This is a genomic window from Curvibacter sp. PAE-UM (genome assembly GCF_001432305.1).
Taxonomy (GTDB): domain Bacteria; phylum Pseudomonadota; class Gammaproteobacteria; order Burkholderiales; family Burkholderiaceae_C; genus Hylemonella.
In genome coordinates, this window is the sequence record NZ_KQ483358.1 from 1,333,102 (window position 1) to 1,352,744 (window position 19,643).

Consider the following 19,643-nt stretch of genomic DNA (forward strand, 5'->3'; position numbering starts at 1 on the left):
CCCGAGAGTGTGAAACCACCCAACCCGAAGGAGACAAGCATGAAGAAGCGATTGATGATCCACGGCGCCTTGTGTGCCACCCTGGCTGCCGCAGTGATGCTGCCGGCCCAGGCCGACCAGACGTTCAAGCTGACGATTGCGTCCAGCCATCCGACGACCCTGCCCTGGGTCGGCTTGATGAGCACATTGTTCGTGCCCGAGGTCAACAAGCGCGTGGCGGCGCTGGGCAAGGGCTACAAGATCGAGTGGCGCGAGGCCTATGGCGGCCAGCTCTACAAGATGAACGCCACGCTCACCAGCGTCGAGCAGGGCGTGGCCGACATCGGCTGGGTTTTCCACAGCCTGGAAGCGGCCAAGATGCCGCTGAGCCAGTTCGGCTCCGTCACACCATTCACTACCGACGATGTCCGCATCATCCTGAATGTGGCCAACGAGATGAACGAAAAAGTCCCGGCGCTGCAGAAGGAGTGGGACAAGAACAACCTGGTGTTCCTTGGCGCCAGCGCGGTCGATACCTACCATCTGTTCACGAAGCACCCGATTGCCACCTATGCCGACCTCAAGGGCAGAAAAATATCAGCCCCCGGTTCCGTGGGCCTGTGGCTCAAGGGGTCGGGCGCGGTGGCCGTGGACGGCTCGCTGACGAGTTACTACACCGACATCCAGAGTGGCGTGAGCGAGGGGACCATTTCGATTTCGACCGGCATCCTGCCCAACAAGATCTACGAGGTGGCGCCCTATATCACCACGGTCAACATCGGTGCCCTGTACAACGGGGGCATGGCGATGAACAAGGACAGCTATGGCAAGCTGCCGCCCGAAGTCCAGAAGATCGTCAAGGAGGTCGGCAAGGAGTATTCCAAGGCCTTGGGTGAGACGCTGATGCAGCGCTACGAAGGGGCGCTCAAGACCATGGTGGAGCGCGGTGCCACACAGAATCCGCCGGTGCGCGTGACCGGTCTGAACGCCGGTGAGCGCGAGAAATGGGTCAAGACCATGCCCAATCTGGCAGCCGAATGGGCCAAGGCCAATGCGTCCAAGGGGCCGGCAGGGGACGTGGTCAAGGCCTATATGGAAGCCTTGCGTAAACAAGGTGTCAAGCCGGTCCGCGACTGGGACAAGGAACTCTGAGCCCTGCCCTTTCTGCCGCTTGTCATATCCGCCACCGCCCGAACCGGGTGGTGGCGTGAAGGAACCATCCCATGAGTTATGAAGCCAACACGGACCTGGAGTCCGGGTCGTCGGCTGGCGCGCCTCACAGCTGGTTCGGCCGGCTGATCGACAGCCTCAATGCCGCCGGCTCGGTGGTGATTGCGGTCGTCATGCTGCTGATGTGCGCCGACGTCCTGCTGCGCAACCTGCTCAATCGACCGCTGGATGGCGTGGCCGAGCTGGTGGCCACCAGCATCATCGTCATCGTGTTCCTGCAATTGCCCTCGACCCTGCGGCACGGCCGCATGTCGCGGGCTGACCTGTTCATCGATCCCTTTGTCCAGACGCGCCCCAGGGCCGGCAAGCGGCTGCGGGCCCTGTTTTCTCTGGCAGGCGTTTTTGCCTGTGCCGTGATCGCGTATGCCAGCTGGCCCATGCTGGCTCGCGCATGGCGTGACAACGAGTTCCTGGGGATTGAAGGCATGTTTTCCTTTCCGATCTGGCCCATGCGGCTGGTGGTCTGCATCGGCGCAGCGCTGGCCGCGATCCAGTACGCGCTGCTGATGTGGCAGGACTTTTCGGAATCGCGGCTTGAGCCGCCGGGCCGCCCCCAGGGCGAACGCCTCGAAGCACAAGGCGGAGGCCCGCATGACTGACCTGCATATCGGCGCGCTGGCCATCGTGCTGATGCTGGCCGGCATCTACTTTGGCATGCACATCGGCGTGGCACTGATCGTCACGTCCTTCCTGAGCGTCTGGCTCGTCAAGAGCCCGGAAGTCGCGGCACGTTTTGTGGCGGCTGCGGCCAACGACGCCATCCGCGACTACCTGTTCGGCGTCATTCCGCTCTTCGTGCTCATGGGCATGCTGGTGAGTGTGAGCGGGGTGGGGCGCGACACCTTCGACGTGTTCCAGTGGCTGACACGGCGCATCCGCGGCGGTTTGGGCCTGGCCACGGTGGGCGCCAATGCGGTGTTCGCCGCCATCACCGGCATTTCCATCGCCTCGGCCTCGGTCTTCACCAAGGTGGCCGTGCCCGAGATGATCCGCCACGGCTACACGCCGCGCTTTGCCGTGGGTGTGGTGGCGGGGTCCTCGGTGCTGGGCATGCTGATCCCGCCCTCGCTGCTGATGATCATCTACGGCGTGCTGGCCGAGGAATCGGTGGGCCGCATGTTCATCGCCGGTGTGATCCCCGGCATCGTGTTGGCCACGGGTTTTGCCATTCTGATCGTCGGCATGGCCTATCTGCGCCCGGCCATGATCCTGGTACCGGGCCAGACCGCGGCCCAGGTGGACGAGCCGCAGGAAACGCCGGGGAGCGCGGCCATCAAGTTCATCCCCATCCTGCTCCTCATCACTCTGGTGCTGGGCGGCCTGTACGGCGGGCTGTTCACCCCCACCGAGGCCGGGGCCATGGGGGCTGCCGGGGCACTGGTGATCGCCCTGGTGCGCCGCCGCCTGGATTGGCCCAAGCTGTGGAAGGTCCTGACCGAGACGGGTTACGTCTCGGTCTCGGTGCTGTTCCTCATCATCGCCGCTTCGCTCTACAGCCGCATGCTGGCGCTGACCGGCATGCCGGCGGCCGTGACCGAGGGCATCACGCACCTGGGGCTGGGGTCCTGGGGCTTTCTGGCGGCCTATGTGGCCATCGTCATCGCGCTGGGCTGCATCATCGACTCGGTCTCCATCATGCTCATCATGCTGCCCATCGTGCTGCCGATCGCGCGCGCCTTCGGCATGGACATCGTCTGGTTCGGTGTGGTCACCGTGGTGGCGGTGGAGATCGGCCTGCTGACGCCGCCCTTCGGCGTCTCGGTCTACACCGTGAAGTCGGCGCTCAACGACTCACGCATCACGATACGCGACATCTTCGCCGGAGCCTTCCCTTTCGTGCTGATGATGGTTGCCGTGCTGGTGCTGCTGGTGGTGTTCCCCAAGCTGTCCACCTGGCTGGCCTATTTGTAAGGAGAGTCTGAAATGCTGTTTGCCTTCATCCTGATCGACAAGCCCGACCACGGCGACATGCGCCAGCGCGTGCGCCCCGTGCACAAGGACTACCTGGCCGCCGTGGCCGACCGTATGGCCTTTGCCGGACCCTTCACGCACGACGACGGCAAGACCATGCTGGGCAGCCTGCTGGTGATCGATTTCCCCAGCCGCGATGCGGCGCACGCCTGGCTGGCCGAGGAGCCTTTCACGAAAGCCGGGCTCTACGCCAGCACCACCATCCACGCCTTCTTGAACCTGTGGCCGCAGAAGGCCGGTTTCCCGCCCGCCGCATGATCGGAGCCGGTTTGTGATCAAGCACATCGTGATGTGGAACGTGCGCGGCGACACGCCGGCCGAGAAGGCGCAAGGCATCGCCCGCCTGCAGCGCAGCTTCGAGAGCCTGCGCGGCCGCATTCCGGGCCTGCTGCACCTGGAGATCGGCGTGGACAGCAGCCGCATCGACTACGCCTGCGACGTGGTGCTGTACTCGGAGTTCGAGAGCCAGGCCGCGCTCGACGCCTATGGCTCACACCCCGAGCATTTGCGTGTGAAGAACGAGGTGGCCGACTTGCGTATCGCGCGCCACCAGGTGGACTACGTCGCGCCCTGAATTTTTTCTTTTTGATTCCCGAGGAACGACCATGAGCAACTCTTTCAACGATGAACTGCTGATCCGCCAGATGGTGGAGCGCTGGGCCGTGTGGCGCGATGCCGGCGACTGGGAGCGCTTCGCCACCGTCTGGCACCCCGAAGGCGTGATGATGGCCACCTGGTTCCAGGGGCCGTTTGCCGAGTTCATCCGCGTCACGAAGGAGGGCTGGGCCAAGGGTGTGAGCATCCTGCACTTCCTGGGCGGTTCGGCCGTCGAGGTCGCAGGGGACCGTGCCATCGCCCAGACCAAGATGACGATCTCGCAGCGCGGCATGGTCGAGGGCGAGAGCGGTCCCGTCCTCTGCGATGTGGTCTGCACCGGCCGCTTCTACGACTTCGTGACGAAGCACAACGGTGCATGGAAGCTGATCCACCGCCAGCCCATCTACGAGAAGGACCGCATCGACCCGGTGGACTCCACGGCCGTGCTCAAGCTGGACCAGCAGGCCCTGGCCGGTTTCCCCGAAGGCTACCGGCACCTGGCCTACATCCAGACCCGCATCGGCTACACCGTCAAGATGGACATGCCCATGCTCAAGGGGCCGGTGGTCGAGGAGCTTTACAAGCGTGGCGCGCGATGGCTGGCGGGCGGCCCCCTCGAACGTTGAACGATTTTCGATCCGTATCACCCCCAACGAGGAGACAGACATGAGCGAGATCCAGCCCCCCATCCACCTGAAGCGCCGCGATATCGTGCGTGCCCTGCCGGCGGCGGCCCTGCTGGGCCTCACGCCCCTGGCCTGGGCGCAGGGCGCCTACCCGAACCGCGCCTTGCGCGTGATCGTGCCGCAGCCGCCGGGCGGCGGTTTCGACTTCGTGGCGCGCCAGCTGGCCGAACGTCTGTCCAAACAGATCGGGCAGGGCGTCGTGGTGGAGAACAAGACGGGCTCGGGTACGCTGGTGGGCACCGAAGCCGCGGCCCAGGCCGCGCCCGACGGCTACACCCTGCTGATGGGTTCGGTCTCCAACATCGCGCTCAATATGGGCCTGTACGAGAAGCTGTCCTACGACAGCCTGCGCGACTTCGAGCCTGTGGGCCTGGCCGTGAGCTACAGCTACACGCTCACCGCACGCCAGGATCTGCCCCTGAATACGCTCAAGGACGTGGTGGCCTATGCCAAGGCCAACCCGGGCAAGCTCACCTATGCCTCGGCCGGCAACGGCTCGGGCCAGCACGTGCTGGCCGCCGCACTCTGGCACCTGGCCGGCGTGAACGTGGTGCACGTCCCTTACCGCGGCGCCCAGGCGGCCTATATGGACATGCTGGGTGGTCGCGTGGACCTGTTCTTTGACCTGTCGTCCACCGCACGCGCGCAGATCGAGGGCGGCAAGATCAAGCCGCTGGCGCTGTCCGGGGCGGAGCGCAACCCCATGCACCCGGACGTGCCCACCATCACCGAGAGCGGCGTGGCCCAGCTCGACCTGGAGTCCTGGTTCGGTTACTTCGTGCCAAGCAAGACACCCGCCGACGTGCAGGAGCGCCTGCGCAGCGAACTCGCCAAGGTGATCGCGCAGCCCGAACTGCAGGAGACCTTCCGCAAGGCCGGTGGCAAGCCGCTGGCCCTGAACACCGAGCAGACGCGTGCGCTGGTGAAGCGCGACGTGGAGCGCTGGACCAGGCTGGTGCGCGAGATCGGCATCAAGGCTGGTTAGGTTTGCACTTGAAAAATGAGTGCAAGCAGGCTCTAAACCCCCAACCCGGCGTCGTTTGCAGCGACGCCGGATAATTCTTTTTTCCGACTGAAACACCCTCACCATGAAAATCGACCAAGCCGCCCTCGACCAGCTCTTCTTCAATGCCCGCACGGCCAACGGCTTTCTCGACAAGCCGGTGCCGCTGGCCCTGCTGCAGGAAGCCTATGACATCGCCAGGATGGCGCCGACCTCCATGAACACCCAGCCCACGCGTTATGTGTTCCTGAACTCGCCCGAAGCCCGCGCACGCCTCAAGCCGGCGCTGAGCCCCGGCAACCTGGACAAGACCATGGCCGCCCCGGTGACCGTGATCGTGGCCACCGACACCAGGTTCTACGAGCACATGCCGCAGGTCTGGCACGGTGCCGGTGCCAAGGAGAACTTCGAGGGCAATGCCACCCTGGCCACCAACACGGCTACCCGCAACGGCACGCTGGGGGGCGCCTACTTCATCATCGCCGCGCGCGCCGTGGGCCTGGACTGCGGTCCCATGAGCGGCTTCGACATCGCCAAGGTGAACGCCGAGTTCTTCCCCGATGGTCGCTACGCCACCAACTTCCTGATCAACCTGGGTTTTGCCGACCACAGCAAGGAATTCAAGCGCAATCCGCGTCTGTCCTTCGAGCAAGCTTGTACCGTGCTCTGAGCACGGTACAAGCCTTAGGGCTGCACTGACGCTCACCCCTCCCCTTCCAGGGGAGGGGGCGGCTACACTTGGGACATGCTGTTTGACCCTCCCTGCCAGGGAGGGTTTTCATTTCTGCTGGCCGCACCGTGAACTTCCTGCCCATCACCGATCCCTACTTCTATCTTGTGTCGGTGCCGGCCGTGCTGCTGCTGGGCGTCAGCAAGAGCGGTTTTGGTGCGGGCTTCGGTTCGCTGGCGGTGCCGCTGATGGCACTGACCGTCACGGTGCCCCAGGCCGCGGCCATCCTGATGCCGGTGCTGCTGCTCATCGATCTCTTCGGGATCACCGCCCTGCGCAAGGACTTCGACAAGGCCCTGCTCAAGTTCATGATTCCCTTCGGCCTGCTGGGCACGCTGATCGGCGCCTTGCTCTTCAAGCTGTTGGCGGCCCCGGTCGTGGCCGGCGTTGTGGGCGTGCTCACGCTGCTATTCCTGGCCCAGCGCCTGCTGTTTCCGCCGCACGCCGACAGCGTGCCGCCGCCGCGCTGGTTGGGTGGCGTGCTGGTCACCGCGGGTGGTTTCACGAGTTTTGTGGCCCATGCGGGCGGCCCGCCCATCACCGCCTACGTGCTGCCGCTCAAACTGAGCCCGCTGGTCTTTGCGGCCACGCTGTCCTGGTTCTTCTTTTTCATCAACCTGGCCAAATGGGCGCCGTATGCCTGGCTGGGCCTGCTGGACTGGCGCAACCTGGCCACCTCCATCATGTTGCTGCCGCTGGCGCCGGTGGGGGTATGGATCGGCGTGCGCATGGCGCGGCGCATCGATCCCAAGCTGTTCTACCGGCTGATCTATCTGGGGCTGCTGCTGACCGGCACCAAGCTGGTCTGGGACGCCTTCCACTGAAGGTCAAGGATTTTTCGCCTCGGCCTGGCTGCGCTCGCGTTCGGCGCGCTCCTGCGCCATCTGCTCTTCCAGCTGCTGCCGCCCCTGCTTCACCACGGCGATCAGCTGCTGGCGGTCCTTGTAATGCGGGTGCATCTTCTCGAACAGCTCCAGGTTGTGCTGGCGGAAGCGCCAGGCGAAGGCGCGCGCCTGCTCGTGGGTATGGCCCAGCAGTTCCAGCACGCTGCGTGCGCTGCGCAGGCTGGACTCGAAGAGTTCGCGCTGCACGAGCTGCACGCCGCGTTCGCGCAGTTCGTGCCAGTGCGTCACGTCGCGCGCACGCGCCACGATCTGCAGGCCGGGGAAATGCTCTCGCACCAGGTCCACGATCTTGAGCGACTGCTCCTTGTCGTCCACCGCCACCACCAGCACCCGGGCGCTGGCGGCGCCGGCGATGCGCAGCAGGTCCAGGCGCGTGGCGTCGCCGTAGTGCACACGGTAGCCGAAGCTGCGCGCTGCCTCGATCATGTCGGCGTCGTGGTCCAGCACCGTGCTGGGGATGCCCTGGGCCAGCATGACACGCGCCACGATCTGGCCGTAACGGCCGAAACCGGCGATCAGCACCGGCGCCTCCTGCGGTTCCGAGATTTCGTCCGGCTTGGCGCCACCGGCCGCGGCCAGGCGCGGCGCCAGCAGCTTGTCCACGGCCACCAGCAAGAGGGGGCTGAGCAGCATGGACAGGGCCACCGCGCCGATCAGCAGCGAGGTCGTCTGCGCGCTCATCACGCCCGCGCCAAAGGCCGTCTGGAACACCACGAAGGCAAACTCGCCACCCTGCGCCAGCAGCAGCGTGATGACCGGGCGCTCCTGCAGCGGCACCTGCATGAAACGCAGCATGGCCAGGATCAGCACGAGCTTGATGACCATGAAACCGGCCAGCAGCGCCAGCATCAGCCCGGGTGAGGCGCGCAGCACCGAGAGGTCGATGCTCATGCCCACGGCGATGAAAAACAGGCCCAGCAGCAGGCCCTTGAAGGGTTCGATGTCGGTTTCCAGCTCGCGCCGGTATTCGCTCTCGGCCAGCAGCACACCGGCCAGGAAGGCGCCCAGGCCCATGGACAGGCCCACCTGCTGCATCAGCCCGGCGATACCCACCACCAGCAGCAGGGCGGCGGCCGTGAAGATCTCGGGCGTGCGGCTGCGCGCGATCCAGCGCAGCAGGGGGCGCAGCAGCAGGCGGCCGCCGAGCACGATGGCCCCGATGACGCCCACGATCTTCAGCAACTCGCCCCAGCGGAAGTCGCCATTGGACTGGCCCGGCTCGGCGCCCAGCAGGGGCAGCAGCGCCAGGATGGGGATGGCCGCCACGTCCTGGAACAGCAGGATGGAAAAACCGGCCTGGCCGCCCGGCGTGGGCAGCAGATTGCGCTCGCCCATGACCTGCAGGGCGATGGCGGTGGAGGACAGTGCCAGGCCCAGGGCGGCCACCAGCGGCGTCTTCCAGCCGCCCAGCTGGGTGGGGAAGAACAGGCCCAGCGCATAGAGCCCCAGGAAGAGGGCGGCGGCGCAGGCCAGCACCTGGGCGCTGCCCCAGCCGAAGATGGGCCGGCGCAGGCTCCAGAGCCGGCGCGGCTCCAGCTCCAGCCCGATCAGGAAGAGCATGAGCACCACGCCGAACTCGGCGAAATGCAGCACGTCCTGCACCTCGCTGACCAGGCCCAGGCCCCAGGGGCCGATGATCAGGCCGGCCCCGAGGTAGCCGATGATGGCGCCCAGACCCAGGTATTTGCTCAAGGGCACAGCGATCACGGCCGCACAGAGGTAGATGAAGGTGTGGCTGAGCCAGCTGGGGGCGTGTTCCATGGTGTGCCTTGGGCCGAAGGAAACAGGGTGGGCAGGCCTTACGCTAGCACAGGGGCAGACGTGTCATCGATTAGCATCAAGAAACCCCAGAGGAGGCAGACATGCGCAACATCAACAAGGACAACATCACCGCATCGGTGACGCAGACTTTCGAGAAAATCGACGATGCGCGCCTGCGTTATCTGATCGAGCGGCTGGTGAGTCATGTGCACGGTTATGCCAGGGAAACCGGGCTGAGCCATGCCGAATGGCAGGCAGCGCTGGCTTTCCTGCTGCGTTCGGGCGAGATCAGCAGCCCCTCGCGCAGCGAGTTCACGCTGCTGTCGGACGTGCTGGGCCTGTCCTCCCTGGTCGACCTGCTGGCCTCCAGGCCCGGGGCGACCGAAGGCAGCGTGCTCGGCCCCTTCCATACCCGTGGTTCACCCTGGATGGAGAGTGGCGCCAACCTGGTCAAGGACAATCCGGGCCGGCCGGTGCTGCTGCGCGGCCGCGTGACCGACACGCAGGGCCAGCCGATTGCCAGTGCGACGGTGGACTTCTGGCAGAACGCCGACAACGGCCTGTACTGGCAGATCGACACCACGCAGCCGCAGGACAACCTGCGCTGCCAGATCAAGGTGCTGGCCGATGGCAGCTTCGAGCTGCTCACCATCCAACCCACGCCCTATAAGGTGCCGACCGATGGACCGGTCGGGGATCTGCTGCGCGTGGCGCATCGCGATGCCTGGCGTCCGGCGCATTTCCATGTCATCGTGGAAGCACCAGGCTACCGCACGCTGGTGACCGAGCTGTTCAACCAGGCCGATCCCTACGTGAGCCAGGATGCCGTGTTCGGCGTGCGCGAGTCGCTGGTGATGGACTTCAAGCCCGAGAGCGACCCCGCCGTGTTGGCGAAGTACCAGCTCTCCGGCAGCTACCAGGTGGTGGACTTCCCGGTGACGCTGGCCGCCACGGCTTAGCGGCCTTCACCCGGGCTCACTCGTCGGCGATCGGGTTCGACAGGATGCCGATGCCCTCGATCTCGATCTCGCAGATATCACCCGGCGCCATCCAGACCGGCGGCGTGCGCGCATAACCCACGCCGGCCGGGGTGCCGGTGATGATCACGTCGCCCGGCTCCAGGGTCATGCACTCGGTGATGATGCACAGCGATTCGACCACGTCCCAGAGGAAATCTTTTGTGTTGGCATCCTGCATGACCTTGCCGTTCAGGCGCGACTGGATGCGCAGGCCGGCGGCGCCGGGCGGCAGCTCATCCGGTGTCACCAGCCAGGGGCCGAAGGGGCCGCTGCCGTCGAAGTTCTTGCCGATGGTCCACTGGTTGGTCTTGCGCTGGTAGTCACGGATGCTGCCGTCGTTGAAGCAGGAATAACCCGCCACACATTCCAGGGCGTTCGCCTTGGTGAGGTGACGTGCCTTCTTGCCGACGACGACGGCGAGTTCGGCTTCGTAGTCCAGCTTGGTGGAAGCCCTGGGCCGGATGATGGGCTCCTGGTGGCCGGTCATGGAGGTGGCTCCGCGCATGAAGAAGCTCGGGTACTCGGGGCGGGCATGCCCGCCTTCCTTGGCGTGGTCGGCGTAGTTGAGCCCGAGGCAGACGATCTTGCCGGGGCGCGGCACCACGGGCAGGAAACGCACGCCGGCCATGGGCCTGACGGCGGCAGCGGGCGCCTGGGCTGCGGCCTGGCGGGCGGCTTCCAGGCCGCCGGGCTGGGCGATCAGGGCGCCCATGTCAGTCGGCAGGCCGGGTGCGGCCACGGACAGGTCGATGAATTCCTGGGCACCGGCGCTTTTGAGCACGCCGATGCGGGCCTGGCCTTGCGCCGCGAAACTGAACAATCTCATGGGGGTCTTCCTCTGGGGATGGAATGAAAATTTCCTGCTGCCGACTTTATTCCACCTTGGCTCCCGTGCTCTTGACCACACCCGCCCATTTGTCGACTTCAGCACGCAGGAAGCTGCCGAACTCGGTCGAGCTGTTGCGGGTCGACTCCATGCCCAGGCTGACGAATTTTTCCTTCGACTCCGGCAGTTCCATGGCCTTGTTGATCTCGGCATTGATGCGGTCCACCAGGGCCTGCGGCGTACCAGCCGGCAGGAAGAAACCGACCCAGGTGTAGTCGTCGAAGTCGGCATAACCGAATTCGGTGACCGAGGGCACATCAGGCAGCAGGGCCGAGCGTTTGGCGCTGGTGACGGCAATGGCGCGCACCTTGCCGGCCTTGATCTGCGGCACGGCCGGCGGCATGGAGGTGGACGACATGGGGGCGTGGCCGGCCACCACGGCGGCGATGGCCTGGGCCGGCTGGTAGGGCACGTGGGTGATGTCCACCTTGGCAGCGGTCTTGAGTCGCTCGATCGAGAGATGGGTGGTGGTGCCGATGCCGGAGGAGGCGTAGCTCAGCTTTTCCCTGCGCGCCAGCTCGATCAACTCCTTCAGGTCCTTCGCCGGCGTGGCGGGGTGGACGGTGATGATGTTGGGCGTGCGCGGGCCGAGCGCCAGCGGCACGAAGTCCTTCAGGGCGTCGTAGCCGGCGTTGGGGTAGAGCGAGGGATTGACGGCATAGGCCACGCTGTGCACCAGGATCGTGTAGCCGTCGGGGGCCGCGCGCTTGACCTGGCCGGTGGCGATGTTGCCGCCAGCCCCGGGCTTGTTTTCCACGGTGAAAGTCCCGCCCGTGGTCTCGCCGAGTTTTTGCGCCACCACGCGCGCAATGACATCGGTGAAGGCGCCAGGCCCGAAGCCGACGGTGATGGTCACGGGCCTGGCCTTGGGCCAGTCGGCCTGGGCGGATGCGGGGCCTGCAGCCAGCAGGCAGAAACTGCCCAGCAGCAAGCCCATGCCTTGCAGCGCATACCTGTACCTGAGTGCCATGGTTTGTCTCCGGTGGGTGGGCGGTCGCCGTGACCTGAATTTCACGCGGACCATCTTATCGGTCGGAGTGGCCCAGCGGATGGATGCCTAGGGTTAGTCCTGAGAGGCAGAGCCTGCCGCAGGCGCCGGCTTCGGGCCCGCTTGCATGGGCTAATATGGCACCGGGTCAGACTACAAGGAGCGCGTGATGCCGGTCGTCGTGGTTGCCAATCCCAAGGGGGGGGTCGGAAAGTCCACCCTCTCCACCAATATTGCGGGTTATTACGCCAGCAAGGGCCACAGCGTGATGCTGGGCGACGCCGATCGCCAGCAGTCCTCGCGGCTGTGGCTGGGCCTGAGGCCGGCCACGGCGCGACCGATCGTGAGCTGGGACGTGGGCGAGGACAAGCTGGCCAAGCTGCCCAAGGGAACCACCCATGTGGTGCTCGATACCCCGGCCGGGCTGGAGGGCGGGCGCATGAAGGACGTGCTGCGCCATGCCGACAAGGTCATCGTGCCGTTGCAGCCCAGCGTGTTCGACATCTTCGCCACCCGTGCCTTCCTGGACCAGATCAAGGCCAACTACCATGCAGGCATGCAGGTCGGCATCGTCGGCATGCGGGTGGACGGGCGCACCATTTCGGCCGACAAGCTGCGCGCCTTCGTTGACGCGCTGGGCGTGCCGGTGCTGGCCTATCTGCGCGACACGCAGAACTACATCCACCTCGCGGCCCATGGCCTGACCCTGTTCGACGTGGCGCCCAGCCGCGTGGAGAAGGACCTGGATCAGTGGCAGGGCCTGTGCCGCTGGCTGGACGCCTGAAATCTCCGGATGGGTCGCCGGCTTGACAGCCGGTCGGCCCGGCAGGCCGCTACATTCGGTGGCATGAAAACCTTCCAGTCCCTCAAGGAGTTTCCCGCGCTGGTGGGCCAGGAGGTCGCAGTCAGCGACTGGCTCACCATCACGCAGGAGCAGGTCAACCAGTTCGCCCAGGCCACGGGCGATCACCAGTGGATCCACGTCGATGTCGAAAAGGCCAAGGCCGGGCCCTTCGGCGGGCCGATCGCGCACGGTTTCCTCACGCTGTCCCTGCTACCGAGGTTCTTCGAAAGCACCATGGAGATCGTCGAGTCGCGCATGGGGGTGAACTACGGCCTCAACCGCGTGCGTTTCATGGCGCCGGTACCCGTGGGCAGCCGCCTGCGCGCGCGCATGAAACTGCTGGCCTGCGAGCCGATCGACAACAACGGCCTGCAGATGAACTGGGAAGTGACCATCGAGCGTGAAGGCGCGGCCAAGCCGGTCTGCGTGGCCGAGTCGATTGCGCGGCGTTATCCCTGAGACGGCTTACTCCGCCGCAAATCCGTTCTGCCGCCAGGCCTCGAAGACGGTTACCGCCACCGCGTTGGAGAGGTTGAGGCTGCGCTGACCCGCCCGCATGGGCAGCCTGAGCTGCTGTGCCGGCGCGAAGGCGGCACGCACACCGTCGGGCAGGCCGCTGGTTTCCGAACCGAAGACCAACCAGTCCCCGGGCTGGAAGGTCACGTCGTGGACAAAGCGCGTGCCACGCGTGGTGAGTGCAAACATCCGATCTGGCCGCGGCTGCTCGTCGGCCAGGAAGGCGTCCCAGCTCGCATGGCGGTGCAGTTCGGCGTATTCGTGATAGTCCAGGCCGGCGCGGCGCATCAGCCGGTCTTCCATGGAAAAGCCCAAGGGCTCGATCAGGTGCAGGGTGCAGCCCGTGTTGGCGCTCAGGCGGATGACGTTGCCTGTGTTGGGCGGGATCTCGGGGTGGACCAGGACGATGTGGAACATCCCTCCATTCTCCCTTGCGTTGGACTGGTAAATCGCTGATGTCTTCCTAGAATGAAGTGTCATCCCACTGGAGACGAGCCATGAAATCCCTGGAACAGCTGCACAAAGACTTCGGCGCTTTTTTTCCGACGGGCCATATGGTGGTGGCGTTTCAGCAGCCGCAGGACGCGCATCAGGTCGTGCACGAGCTGGAAGCGTTGGGCCGGGTGGAGGCCCTGGAGCTGTCGCCGCAGGAGATGGCGGATTTCGCCGAGAAGAATCTGCATGAGGCGGGCTTCATCGCGAACCTGGGGAGCAGCCTGACGACCGTGCAGTCCTTTCTGGATGCCGCCCGGGCCGGGGCGACGTTCCTGATCCTGCCGACGCCGGACAGCCAGACGGCCGAACATGTGTCCCAGGCCATTCACCACGTGCCGTTTGTCCTGGCCGAGCGCTACCACCGCCTGGTCATCGAAACCGTGCACTAGGGCCTGCTCACTCGGTTCTGGCCAGCACGAGGCCCGTGATGTGCGCCGCTCCGGCGGCCCGCAGGGCCTGTGCGGCCGTATGGAGCGAGGCTCCGCTGGTCATCACGTCGTCGATCAGCAGGATGCGTCGTTCCCGCAGCCGCGCTGCCTGACCGGCGGCCACCCCGAAAGCACCCTGCACATTGCGCAGACGGGCGGCGCGCGGCAGGGTGCTTTGCGCCGGTGTGTCATGCAACCGCAGCAGTACATCGGTTCGGGTCTTGTCTGGCGCCAGATGGCGGGCCAGTTCCAGCGCCTGGTTGAAACCTCGCTGGCGCAGCCGTTCGGACGACAGCGGCATGGGCAGCACCAGATCCGCGGCGTCCAACGCCGGTTCGGCCCAGGGTGTGCTGCGCATCAGCAGGGCCAGTGCCTGCGACCAGCCCGGGCTGGCGCCGAACTTGTAGCGGGCGATCAGGCCGCTCCAGGGGTATTCATAAGCCACAGCGGCCAAACAGAGGTCCAGGGGCGGGGTTTGCTTGATGCATGCGCCGCAGCGTTCCACGCCGTGCGGCACCGGCAGGGCGCAGCTGCGGCAGCGCGGACGGGGCTGGGCAAAGCGCGCCACGCAGGCTTCGCACAGGGCTTGTGCCGGCCAGGCGTGGCAGACCGCGCACTGGCTGGGCAGGGCGGTGGTCAGCCGGTCGAGCAGGGCGTGGAACAGGGGCACTTGCGGGCGGGGCCAATGCAGGCGAGGGGAATCAATATACTCGCCAGCTTCGCTCATGACCGACCACCGTCCCCCCACCATCGATCCGGCCGCCGCCGCACGCTGGGCACAGCGGCCGCAAACCGCTTCCGCCTGGCTGCACGAGGAGGTGGCGCGTCGCATGGAGCAGCGGCTGGACTGGATCGTGCGCCAGCCGCAGCGCTGGCTGCACTGGGAGCCGGTGCGCGGCGGCTTGCAGGCGCAGGCCCTGTTGGCGCGTCGTTATACCGGCGCACAGGCGCTGGTCAGCGCAGCCCTTGCGCAGGAAAAATCGTTGGCCCTGCGCGTGGCGGCCCGGCCCTGGTGGCACCCGGCGCGCTGGCGTGAGGCGCTTGGCCCGGCGCCCGCAGCGGCGCCGGCCGAACTGCTCTGGGCCAATATGTCGCTGCACATGGCGGCCGATCCGCAGGCCCTGATCCAGCACTGGCACGAGGCGCTGGCGGTCGATGGCTTCCTGATGTTTTCCTGCTTCGGCCCCGACACCCTGCGCGAGTTGCGCACGCTGTACCAGTCGCTGGGCTGGCCGGCGCCGGCGCATGAGTTCACCGACATGCATGACTGGGGCGACATGCTGGTGGCGGCGGGTTTTGCCGAGCCGGTGATGGACATGGAGCGTATCGAACTGACCTTCGAGACGCCGCAGCGCCTGCTGCAGGAGTTGCGCGAGCTCGGCCGCAACCTTCACCCGGCACGGCCGGCTGGCTTGCGCGGGCGTGCCTGGCGTGATCAATTGCATGCGGCCTTGCGCCAGCTGGCCGATCCAGTGCACGAGGGGCGGCTCAAGCTGACGTTCGAGATCATCTATGGCCACGCCTTCAGGCCGCAGCGGCGTCTGGCGGTGGCCGCCGAGACCACGCTCAGCCTGGACGAGATGCGCGCCACGCTGCGTCGCCAACGCCCTTGAGAGTGGCGTCAATCCTAGGGTCAACCCGTATATCAGCCGGGCAGAGGCCCAAAAGTGCTGGGCTACAATAAGCGCTTGCTGAATTTCGAAATTCAACGGCGGCTTGCTGCCTGCCACCCTGAGCGGGGCTGGCGCATCGGTCACAAGCCGCATGTGGGCGAGTCTGGGCAGTCCTAGATTAATTTAAGACATTGAAGAAGTGAACATGATGAAGAGCATTTCTAATAAATTGGCTTCACTGCTGCTCATGGCTGGCGCTTGGGCCGGTTCGGTGGCCTTCACCGCAGCCCGGGCTGTCAATGACCTGCCCGGTGGCCCGGCGGTCAACCAGCTCAACCTGCATCCCCCCGTGACCCAGATTGCCCGGGACGTGCACTGGCTGCACTGGTTCATGCTGATCCTCTGCGTGGTCATCTTCGTGGCGGTGTTCGGCGTGATGTTCTATTCGATCTTCAAGCACCGCAAGTCGGTCGGGCACAAACCCGCCGCCTTCCATGAGTCGGTGGCCGTGGAAATCGCCTGGACCGTGGTCCCCTTCATCATCGTGATCCTGATGGCCCTGCCGGCCACCAAGACCGTGGTGGCCATGAAGGACACCAGCAATGCCGAACTGACCATCAAGGCCACCGGCTACCAGTGGAAGTGGGGCTACGACTACCTCAAGGGCGAAGGCGAGGGCATCGGCTTCCTCTCCACCCTGGACAGTTCGCACCGCGCCATGTCCGAGTCCGGCAAGCCGACGCCCACCGATGACTATCTGCTCAAGGTCGACAATCCCCTGGTCGTGCCGGTGGACAAGAAGGTCCGCATCATCACCACGGCCAACGACGTGATCCATGCCTGGATGGTGCCGGCTTTCGGCGTCAAGCAGGACGCCATCCCCGGCTTCGTGCGTGACACCTGGTTCCGCGCCGAGAAGATCGGTGACTACTACGGCCAGTGCGCCGAGCTGTGCGGCAAGGAGCACGCCTACATGCCGATCCACGTGAAGGTGGTGTCCGCCGAGGACTACACCAAGTGGGTCGAAGGCCAGAAGAAGGCCATGGCCGCCAAGGCCGATGATCCGGCCAAGGTCTGGGCGCTGGGTGAACTGGTCCAGCGCGGCGAGAAGGTCTATGCCGCCAACTGCGCCGTGTGCCACCAGGCCAATGGCAAGGGCGCCGGCCCGTTCAAGCCGCTGGATGGCGCCGCCGTTGTGCTGGACGCCGACAAGGGCAAGCAGATTTCCGTGCTGCTGAACGGCCAGAACAAGGGTGCCATGCCGGCCTGGAAACAGCTGAGCGACACCGAAATCGCCGCCGTCATCACCTACACCAAGAACAGCTGGTCCAACAAGACCGGCCAACTGGTGCAGCCGGCTGATATCAAGACGGCCCGCAAATAAACAGTCGTCAAACGCATAGAAGTATTGAGAAGGAAATCAGGATGAGTGCCGTTCTAGACCATCACGATCACGCCCATGACGACCACCACGCCCCCTCCGGCTGGCGGCGCTGGGTCTTTGCGACCAACCACAAGGACATCGGTACCCTGTACCTGCTGTTCGCGTTCACGATGCTGATGCTCGGCGGCGTGCTCGCCCTGCTGATCCGCGCTGAACTCTTCCAGCCCGGCCTGCAACTGGTGAATCCCGAGCTGTTCAACCAGCTGACCACCATGCACGGTGTGATCATGGTCTTCGGTGCCATCATGCCGGCCTTCGTGGGTTTCGCGAACTGGATGATCCCGCTGCAGATCGGCGCGGCCGACATGGCCTTTGCCCGCATGAACAACTTCAGCTTCTGGCTGCTGATCCCCGCGGGCCTGCTGGTGGTGATGTCCTTCTTCATGCCCGGTGGCGCCCCCGCTGCCGGCTGGACCTTCTATGCCCCGCTGACGCTGCAGATGGGTCCCTCGATGGACGCCGGCATTTTTGCCCTGCACATGATGGGCGCCTCGTCCATCATGGGCTCGATCAACATCATCGTGACCATCCTGAACATGCGCGCTCCCGGCATGACGCTGATGAAGATGCCCATGTTCTCCTGGACCTGGCTGATCACGGCCTATCTGCTGATCGCCGTCATGCCCGTGCTGGCCGGCGCCATCACCATGACGCTGACCGACCGTCACTTCGGCACGTCCTTCTTCAACCCCGCCGGCGGCGGTGACCCGGTGATGTTCCAGCACATCTTCTGGTTCTTCGGCCACCCCGAGGTGTACATCATGATCTTGCCGGCCTTCGGCATCATCAGCCAGGTCGTGCCGGCCTTTGCCCGCAAGAAGCTGTTCGGCTACGCCTCCATGGTGTACGCCACGGCCTCCATCGCCATCCTGTCCTTCATCGTTTGGGCGCACCACATGTTCACCACCGGCATGCCGGTGACGGGCCAGCTGTACTTCATGTACGCCACCATGCTGATCGCCGTGCCCACCGCCGTGAAGATCTTCAACTGGATCGCCACCATGTGGCGCGGTGCGATGACCTTCGAGACCCCCATGCTGTGGTCCATCGGCTTCATCTTCGTGTTCACCATGGGCGGCTTCACCGGCCTGATCCCGGCCGTGGCACCCATCGACATCCAGATCCAGGACACCTATTACATCGTGGCCCACTTCCACTACGTGCTGGTGGCGGGTTCGCTGTTCGCCATGTTCGCGGGCCTGTACTACTGGCTGCCCAAGTGGACCGGTGTGATGTACAGCGAAACCCGTGGCAAGCTGCACTTCTGGTGGTCGATGATTGCGTTCAACATCACCTTCTTCCCGATGCACTTCCTGGGTCTGGCCGGCATGCCGCGTCGCTACGCCGACTACCCCATGCAGTTCGCGGACTTCAATGCGATTGCCTCCGTGGGCGCCTTCGCCTTCGGTCTGGCCCAGGTCTACTTCTTCTTCGCTGTCGTGCTGCCCGCCATGCGCGGCCAGGGCGAGAAGGCGCCGCAGAAACCCTGGGATGGCGCGGAAGGCCTGGAGTGGGAACTGGCCTCGCCGGTCCCCTACCATTCCTTCGCACATCCCCCGAAGCTGGACGCCACGGCGACCAAGATCATCGGCTGAGCAACGCCCGGAAAGCCTGAGCCATGACGACACCCGAGCAAAAGAAAGCCAACTTCCGCATGGGGCTGGTCCTGGCCACCATCGCGCTGGTTTTCTTCTTCGGCGTGATTGCCAAGTACTTCCTGTTGGGCAAGTAACGAAGCGACCATGAATCTGCGACGCGAAAACGTCAAGATGGTGAGCAAGCTGGCGATCGTGGTCGTCGGCATGTTCGGCTTCGGCTATGCCCTGGTGCCCATCTACAAGCACATCTGCGAAGCCCTGGGCATCAACATCCTGGCGGTGGGCGAGCAGCGCGACGGCCGTTTCGGCAGCGCGCCGGGCAACACGCAGGTGGACATGAGCCGCACCATCACGGTGGAGTTCGATGCCAACGTGCGCGGTCCCTGGAGCTTCCGGCCGGCGGCGCGTTCGCTGCAGGTGCATCCGGGCGAGATGGCCACCGTCATGTACGAATTCGAGAACGTGCAGGACCGTCGCATGGCGGCGCAGGCCATCCCGAGTTATGCCCCGCGCCAGGCGGCAGCGCACTTCAACAAGCTGGAGTGCTTCTGCTTCAACGAGTACACGCTGGAGCCGGGCGAGAAGAAGCAATGGCCGGTGGTGTTCGTGATCGATCCCAAGCTGTCGAAGGACGTCACGACCATCACGCTGTCCTACACCTTCTTCGAGGTGGGCAGCAAGACGCCGCCGGCACCGACGGCCCGTCTCGCAGCCCCGGCAGGAGCAGGCGCATGAACGCACCCCTCGACACCAGGCCGGCCAAAGCGTCGATCGGGCAGACCATCAAGGCGGTGGCCTGGTCGTTTCTGGGCATCCGTCGGAGCAGTGAATTTCAGGCCGATGTCGGCCGGCTCAACCCCCTGCACATCATCCTGGTGGGTGTTGTTGGCGCTGTCATATTTATTTTGAGTTTGATCGCACTGGTGAACTGGGTGGTCGCCAAATAAGGC

Annotated in this window: 24 protein-coding genes; 19 read left to right on the plus strand and 5 right to left on the minus strand. The window is 65.2% G+C overall.

The annotated features are described in order from the left end of the window. Window positions 1–39 precede the first annotated feature (39 nt). The 9 genes from AO057_RS06510 to AO057_RS06550 all read left to right on the plus strand — a co-directional run bounded on the left by AO057_RS06510 (window position 40) and on the right by AO057_RS06550 (window position 7,020). Entirely contained in the window at window positions 40–1,131 is a 1,092-nt protein-coding gene (locus AO057_RS06510) for a C4-dicarboxylate TRAP transporter substrate-binding protein (protein ID WP_057674864.1), read from the plus strand. A gap of 71 nt (window positions 1,132–1,202) precedes the next feature. Then, the gene (locus AO057_RS06515) at window positions 1,203–1,808 is read left to right on the plus strand and encodes a TRAP transporter small permease subunit (RefSeq protein WP_057674865.1); all 606 of its coding nucleotides are present in this window, start codon (window positions 1,203–1,205) and stop codon (window positions 1,806–1,808) included. Beyond that, complete coding sequence (locus AO057_RS06520; RefSeq protein ID WP_057674866.1) at window positions 1,801–3,120, plus strand: TRAP transporter large permease; 1,320 nt, start codon at window positions 1,801–1,803, stop codon at window positions 3,118–3,120. The genes AO057_RS06515 and AO057_RS06520 overlap by 8 nt, the downstream gene beginning before the upstream one ends. 12 nt (window positions 3,121–3,132) lie before the next feature. After that, window positions 3,133–3,438: a YciI family protein gene (locus AO057_RS06525; protein WP_057674867.1), complete on the plus strand. Its 306-nt coding sequence runs from the start codon at window positions 3,133–3,135 to the stop codon at window positions 3,436–3,438. A gap of 13 nt (window positions 3,439–3,451) precedes the next feature. After that, a complete protein-coding gene (locus AO057_RS06530; RefSeq protein ID WP_240480742.1) occupies window positions 3,452–3,754 on the plus strand; it encodes a Dabb family protein in 303 nt (100 codons plus the stop codon). A gap of 31 nt (window positions 3,755–3,785) precedes the next feature. Next, a complete protein-coding gene (locus AO057_RS06535) occupies window positions 3,786–4,403 on the plus strand; it encodes a nuclear transport factor 2 family protein (RefSeq protein WP_057674868.1) in 618 nt (205 codons plus the stop codon). A gap of 40 nt (window positions 4,404–4,443) precedes the next feature. Next, the gene (locus AO057_RS06540; protein WP_057674869.1) at window positions 4,444–5,448 is read left to right on the plus strand and encodes a Bug family tripartite tricarboxylate transporter substrate binding protein; all 1,005 of its coding nucleotides are present in this window, start codon (window positions 4,444–4,446) and stop codon (window positions 5,446–5,448) included. A gap of 103 nt (window positions 5,449–5,551) precedes the next feature. Continuing rightward, a complete protein-coding gene (locus AO057_RS06545) occupies window positions 5,552–6,136 on the plus strand; it encodes a malonic semialdehyde reductase (protein ID WP_057674870.1) in 585 nt (194 codons plus the stop codon). Between the two features lie 128 nt (window positions 6,137–6,264). Then, window positions 6,265–7,020 carry a sulfite exporter TauE/SafE family protein gene (locus tag AO057_RS06550; protein WP_057674871.1) on the plus strand — a complete coding sequence of 252 codons (756 nt, stop codon included), beginning with the start codon at window positions 6,265–6,267 and terminating at the stop codon, window positions 7,018–7,020. Between the two features lie 3 nt (window positions 7,021–7,023). On the opposite strand, the gene kefC is transcribed toward AO057_RS06550, so the two are convergent. Further along, window positions 7,024–8,862, minus strand: coding sequence for a glutathione-regulated potassium-efflux system protein KefC (gene kefC / locus AO057_RS06555; protein WP_057674872.1), 1,839 nt, complete (start codon window positions 8,860–8,862; stop codon window positions 7,024–7,026). Window positions 8,863–8,963: 101 nt separating this feature from the next. Here kefC and AO057_RS06560 point away from each other — a divergent pair, with 101 nt between their 5' ends. Then, window positions 8,964–9,821, plus strand: a complete 858-nt coding sequence (locus tag AO057_RS06560) for a dioxygenase family protein (protein ID WP_057674873.1) — start codon at window positions 8,964–8,966, stop codon at window positions 9,819–9,821. Window positions 9,822–9,837: 16 nt separating this feature from the next. On the opposite strand, the gene AO057_RS06565 is transcribed toward AO057_RS06560, so the two are convergent. Together AO057_RS06565 and AO057_RS06570 are read right to left on the minus strand one after the other, a co-directional pair. Continuing rightward, window positions 9,838–10,707 carry a fumarylacetoacetate hydrolase family protein gene (locus tag AO057_RS06565; protein WP_057674874.1) on the minus strand — a complete coding sequence of 290 codons (870 nt, stop codon included), beginning with the start codon at window positions 10,705–10,707 and terminating at the stop codon, window positions 9,838–9,840. 46 nt (window positions 10,708–10,753) lie between these two features. Beyond that, window positions 10,754–11,737 carry a Bug family tripartite tricarboxylate transporter substrate binding protein gene (locus AO057_RS06570; protein ID WP_057674875.1) on the minus strand — a complete coding sequence of 328 codons (984 nt, stop codon included), beginning with the start codon at window positions 11,735–11,737 and terminating at the stop codon, window positions 10,754–10,756. A gap of 187 nt (window positions 11,738–11,924) precedes the next feature. Between AO057_RS06570 and AO057_RS06575 the strand changes: the two genes are divergently transcribed. Together AO057_RS06575 and AO057_RS06580 are read left to right on the plus strand one after the other, a co-directional pair. Then, window positions 11,925–12,539 carry a ParA family protein gene (locus AO057_RS06575; protein ID WP_057674876.1) on the plus strand — a complete coding sequence of 205 codons (615 nt, stop codon included), beginning with the start codon at window positions 11,925–11,927 and terminating at the stop codon, window positions 12,537–12,539. Window positions 12,540–12,602: 63 nt separating this feature from the next. Next, window positions 12,603–13,058: a MaoC family dehydratase gene (locus tag AO057_RS06580; RefSeq protein WP_057674877.1), complete on the plus strand. Its 456-nt coding sequence runs from the start codon at window positions 12,603–12,605 to the stop codon at window positions 13,056–13,058. A 6-nt stretch (window positions 13,059–13,064) separates the two neighbouring features. On the opposite strand, the gene trmL is transcribed toward AO057_RS06580, so the two are convergent. After that, window positions 13,065–13,532, minus strand: a complete 468-nt coding sequence (gene trmL / locus AO057_RS06585; protein ID WP_057674878.1) for a tRNA (uridine(34)/cytosine(34)/5-carboxymethylaminomethyluridine(34)-2'-O)-methyltransferase TrmL — start codon at window positions 13,530–13,532, stop codon at window positions 13,065–13,067. An 80-nt stretch (window positions 13,533–13,612) separates the two neighbouring features. On the opposite strand from trmL, the gene AO057_RS06590 reads away from it, so the two are divergent. Further along, window positions 13,613–13,999 (plus strand): hypothetical protein, encoded by a 387-nt coding sequence (locus tag AO057_RS06590; protein ID WP_057674879.1) that lies wholly within the window; start codon window positions 13,613–13,615, stop codon window positions 13,997–13,999. Between the two features lie 7 nt (window positions 14,000–14,006). Here the strand turns inward: AO057_RS06590 and AO057_RS06595 are convergent, their stop codons facing one another. Then, window positions 14,007–14,702: a ComF family protein gene (locus AO057_RS06595; protein ID WP_371258280.1), complete on the minus strand. Its 696-nt coding sequence runs from the start codon at window positions 14,700–14,702 to the stop codon at window positions 14,007–14,009. A 61-nt stretch (window positions 14,703–14,763) separates the two neighbouring features. Here AO057_RS06595 and AO057_RS06600 point away from each other — a divergent pair, with 61 nt between their 5' ends. From AO057_RS06600 to AO057_RS06620, 6 genes are all read left to right on the plus strand, one after another. Beyond that, entirely contained in the window at window positions 14,764–15,651 is an 888-nt protein-coding gene (locus tag AO057_RS06600) for a class I SAM-dependent methyltransferase (RefSeq protein ID WP_057674881.1), read from the plus strand. Window positions 15,652–15,859: 208 nt separating this feature from the next. Then, window positions 15,860–17,035 carry a cytochrome c oxidase subunit II gene (coxB, locus tag AO057_RS06605; protein WP_057677196.1) on the plus strand — a complete coding sequence of 392 codons (1,176 nt, stop codon included), beginning with the start codon at window positions 15,860–15,862 and terminating at the stop codon, window positions 17,033–17,035. 41 nt (window positions 17,036–17,076) lie between these two features. Further along, window positions 17,077–18,690 carry a cytochrome c oxidase subunit I gene (gene ctaD, locus AO057_RS06610; protein WP_057674882.1) on the plus strand — a complete coding sequence of 538 codons (1,614 nt, stop codon included), beginning with the start codon at window positions 17,077–17,079 and terminating at the stop codon, window positions 18,688–18,690. Window positions 18,691–18,713: 23 nt separating this feature from the next. Next, entirely contained in the window at window positions 18,714–18,827 is a 114-nt protein-coding gene (locus AO057_RS18205) for a cytochrome oxidase small assembly protein (RefSeq protein WP_240480743.1), read from the plus strand. A 10-nt stretch (window positions 18,828–18,837) separates the two neighbouring features. Continuing rightward, on the plus strand, window positions 18,838–19,428 hold the full coding sequence (locus AO057_RS06615; protein WP_057674883.1) for a cytochrome c oxidase assembly protein: 591 nt from the start codon (window positions 18,838–18,840) through the stop codon (window positions 19,426–19,428). Further along, entirely contained in the window at window positions 19,425–19,640 is a 216-nt protein-coding gene (locus AO057_RS06620) for a DUF2970 domain-containing protein (protein ID WP_057674884.1), read from the plus strand. Before AO057_RS06615 ends, AO057_RS06620 begins: the two co-directional genes overlap by 4 nt. The last annotated feature ends 3 nt before the right edge of the window (window positions 19,641–19,643 follow it).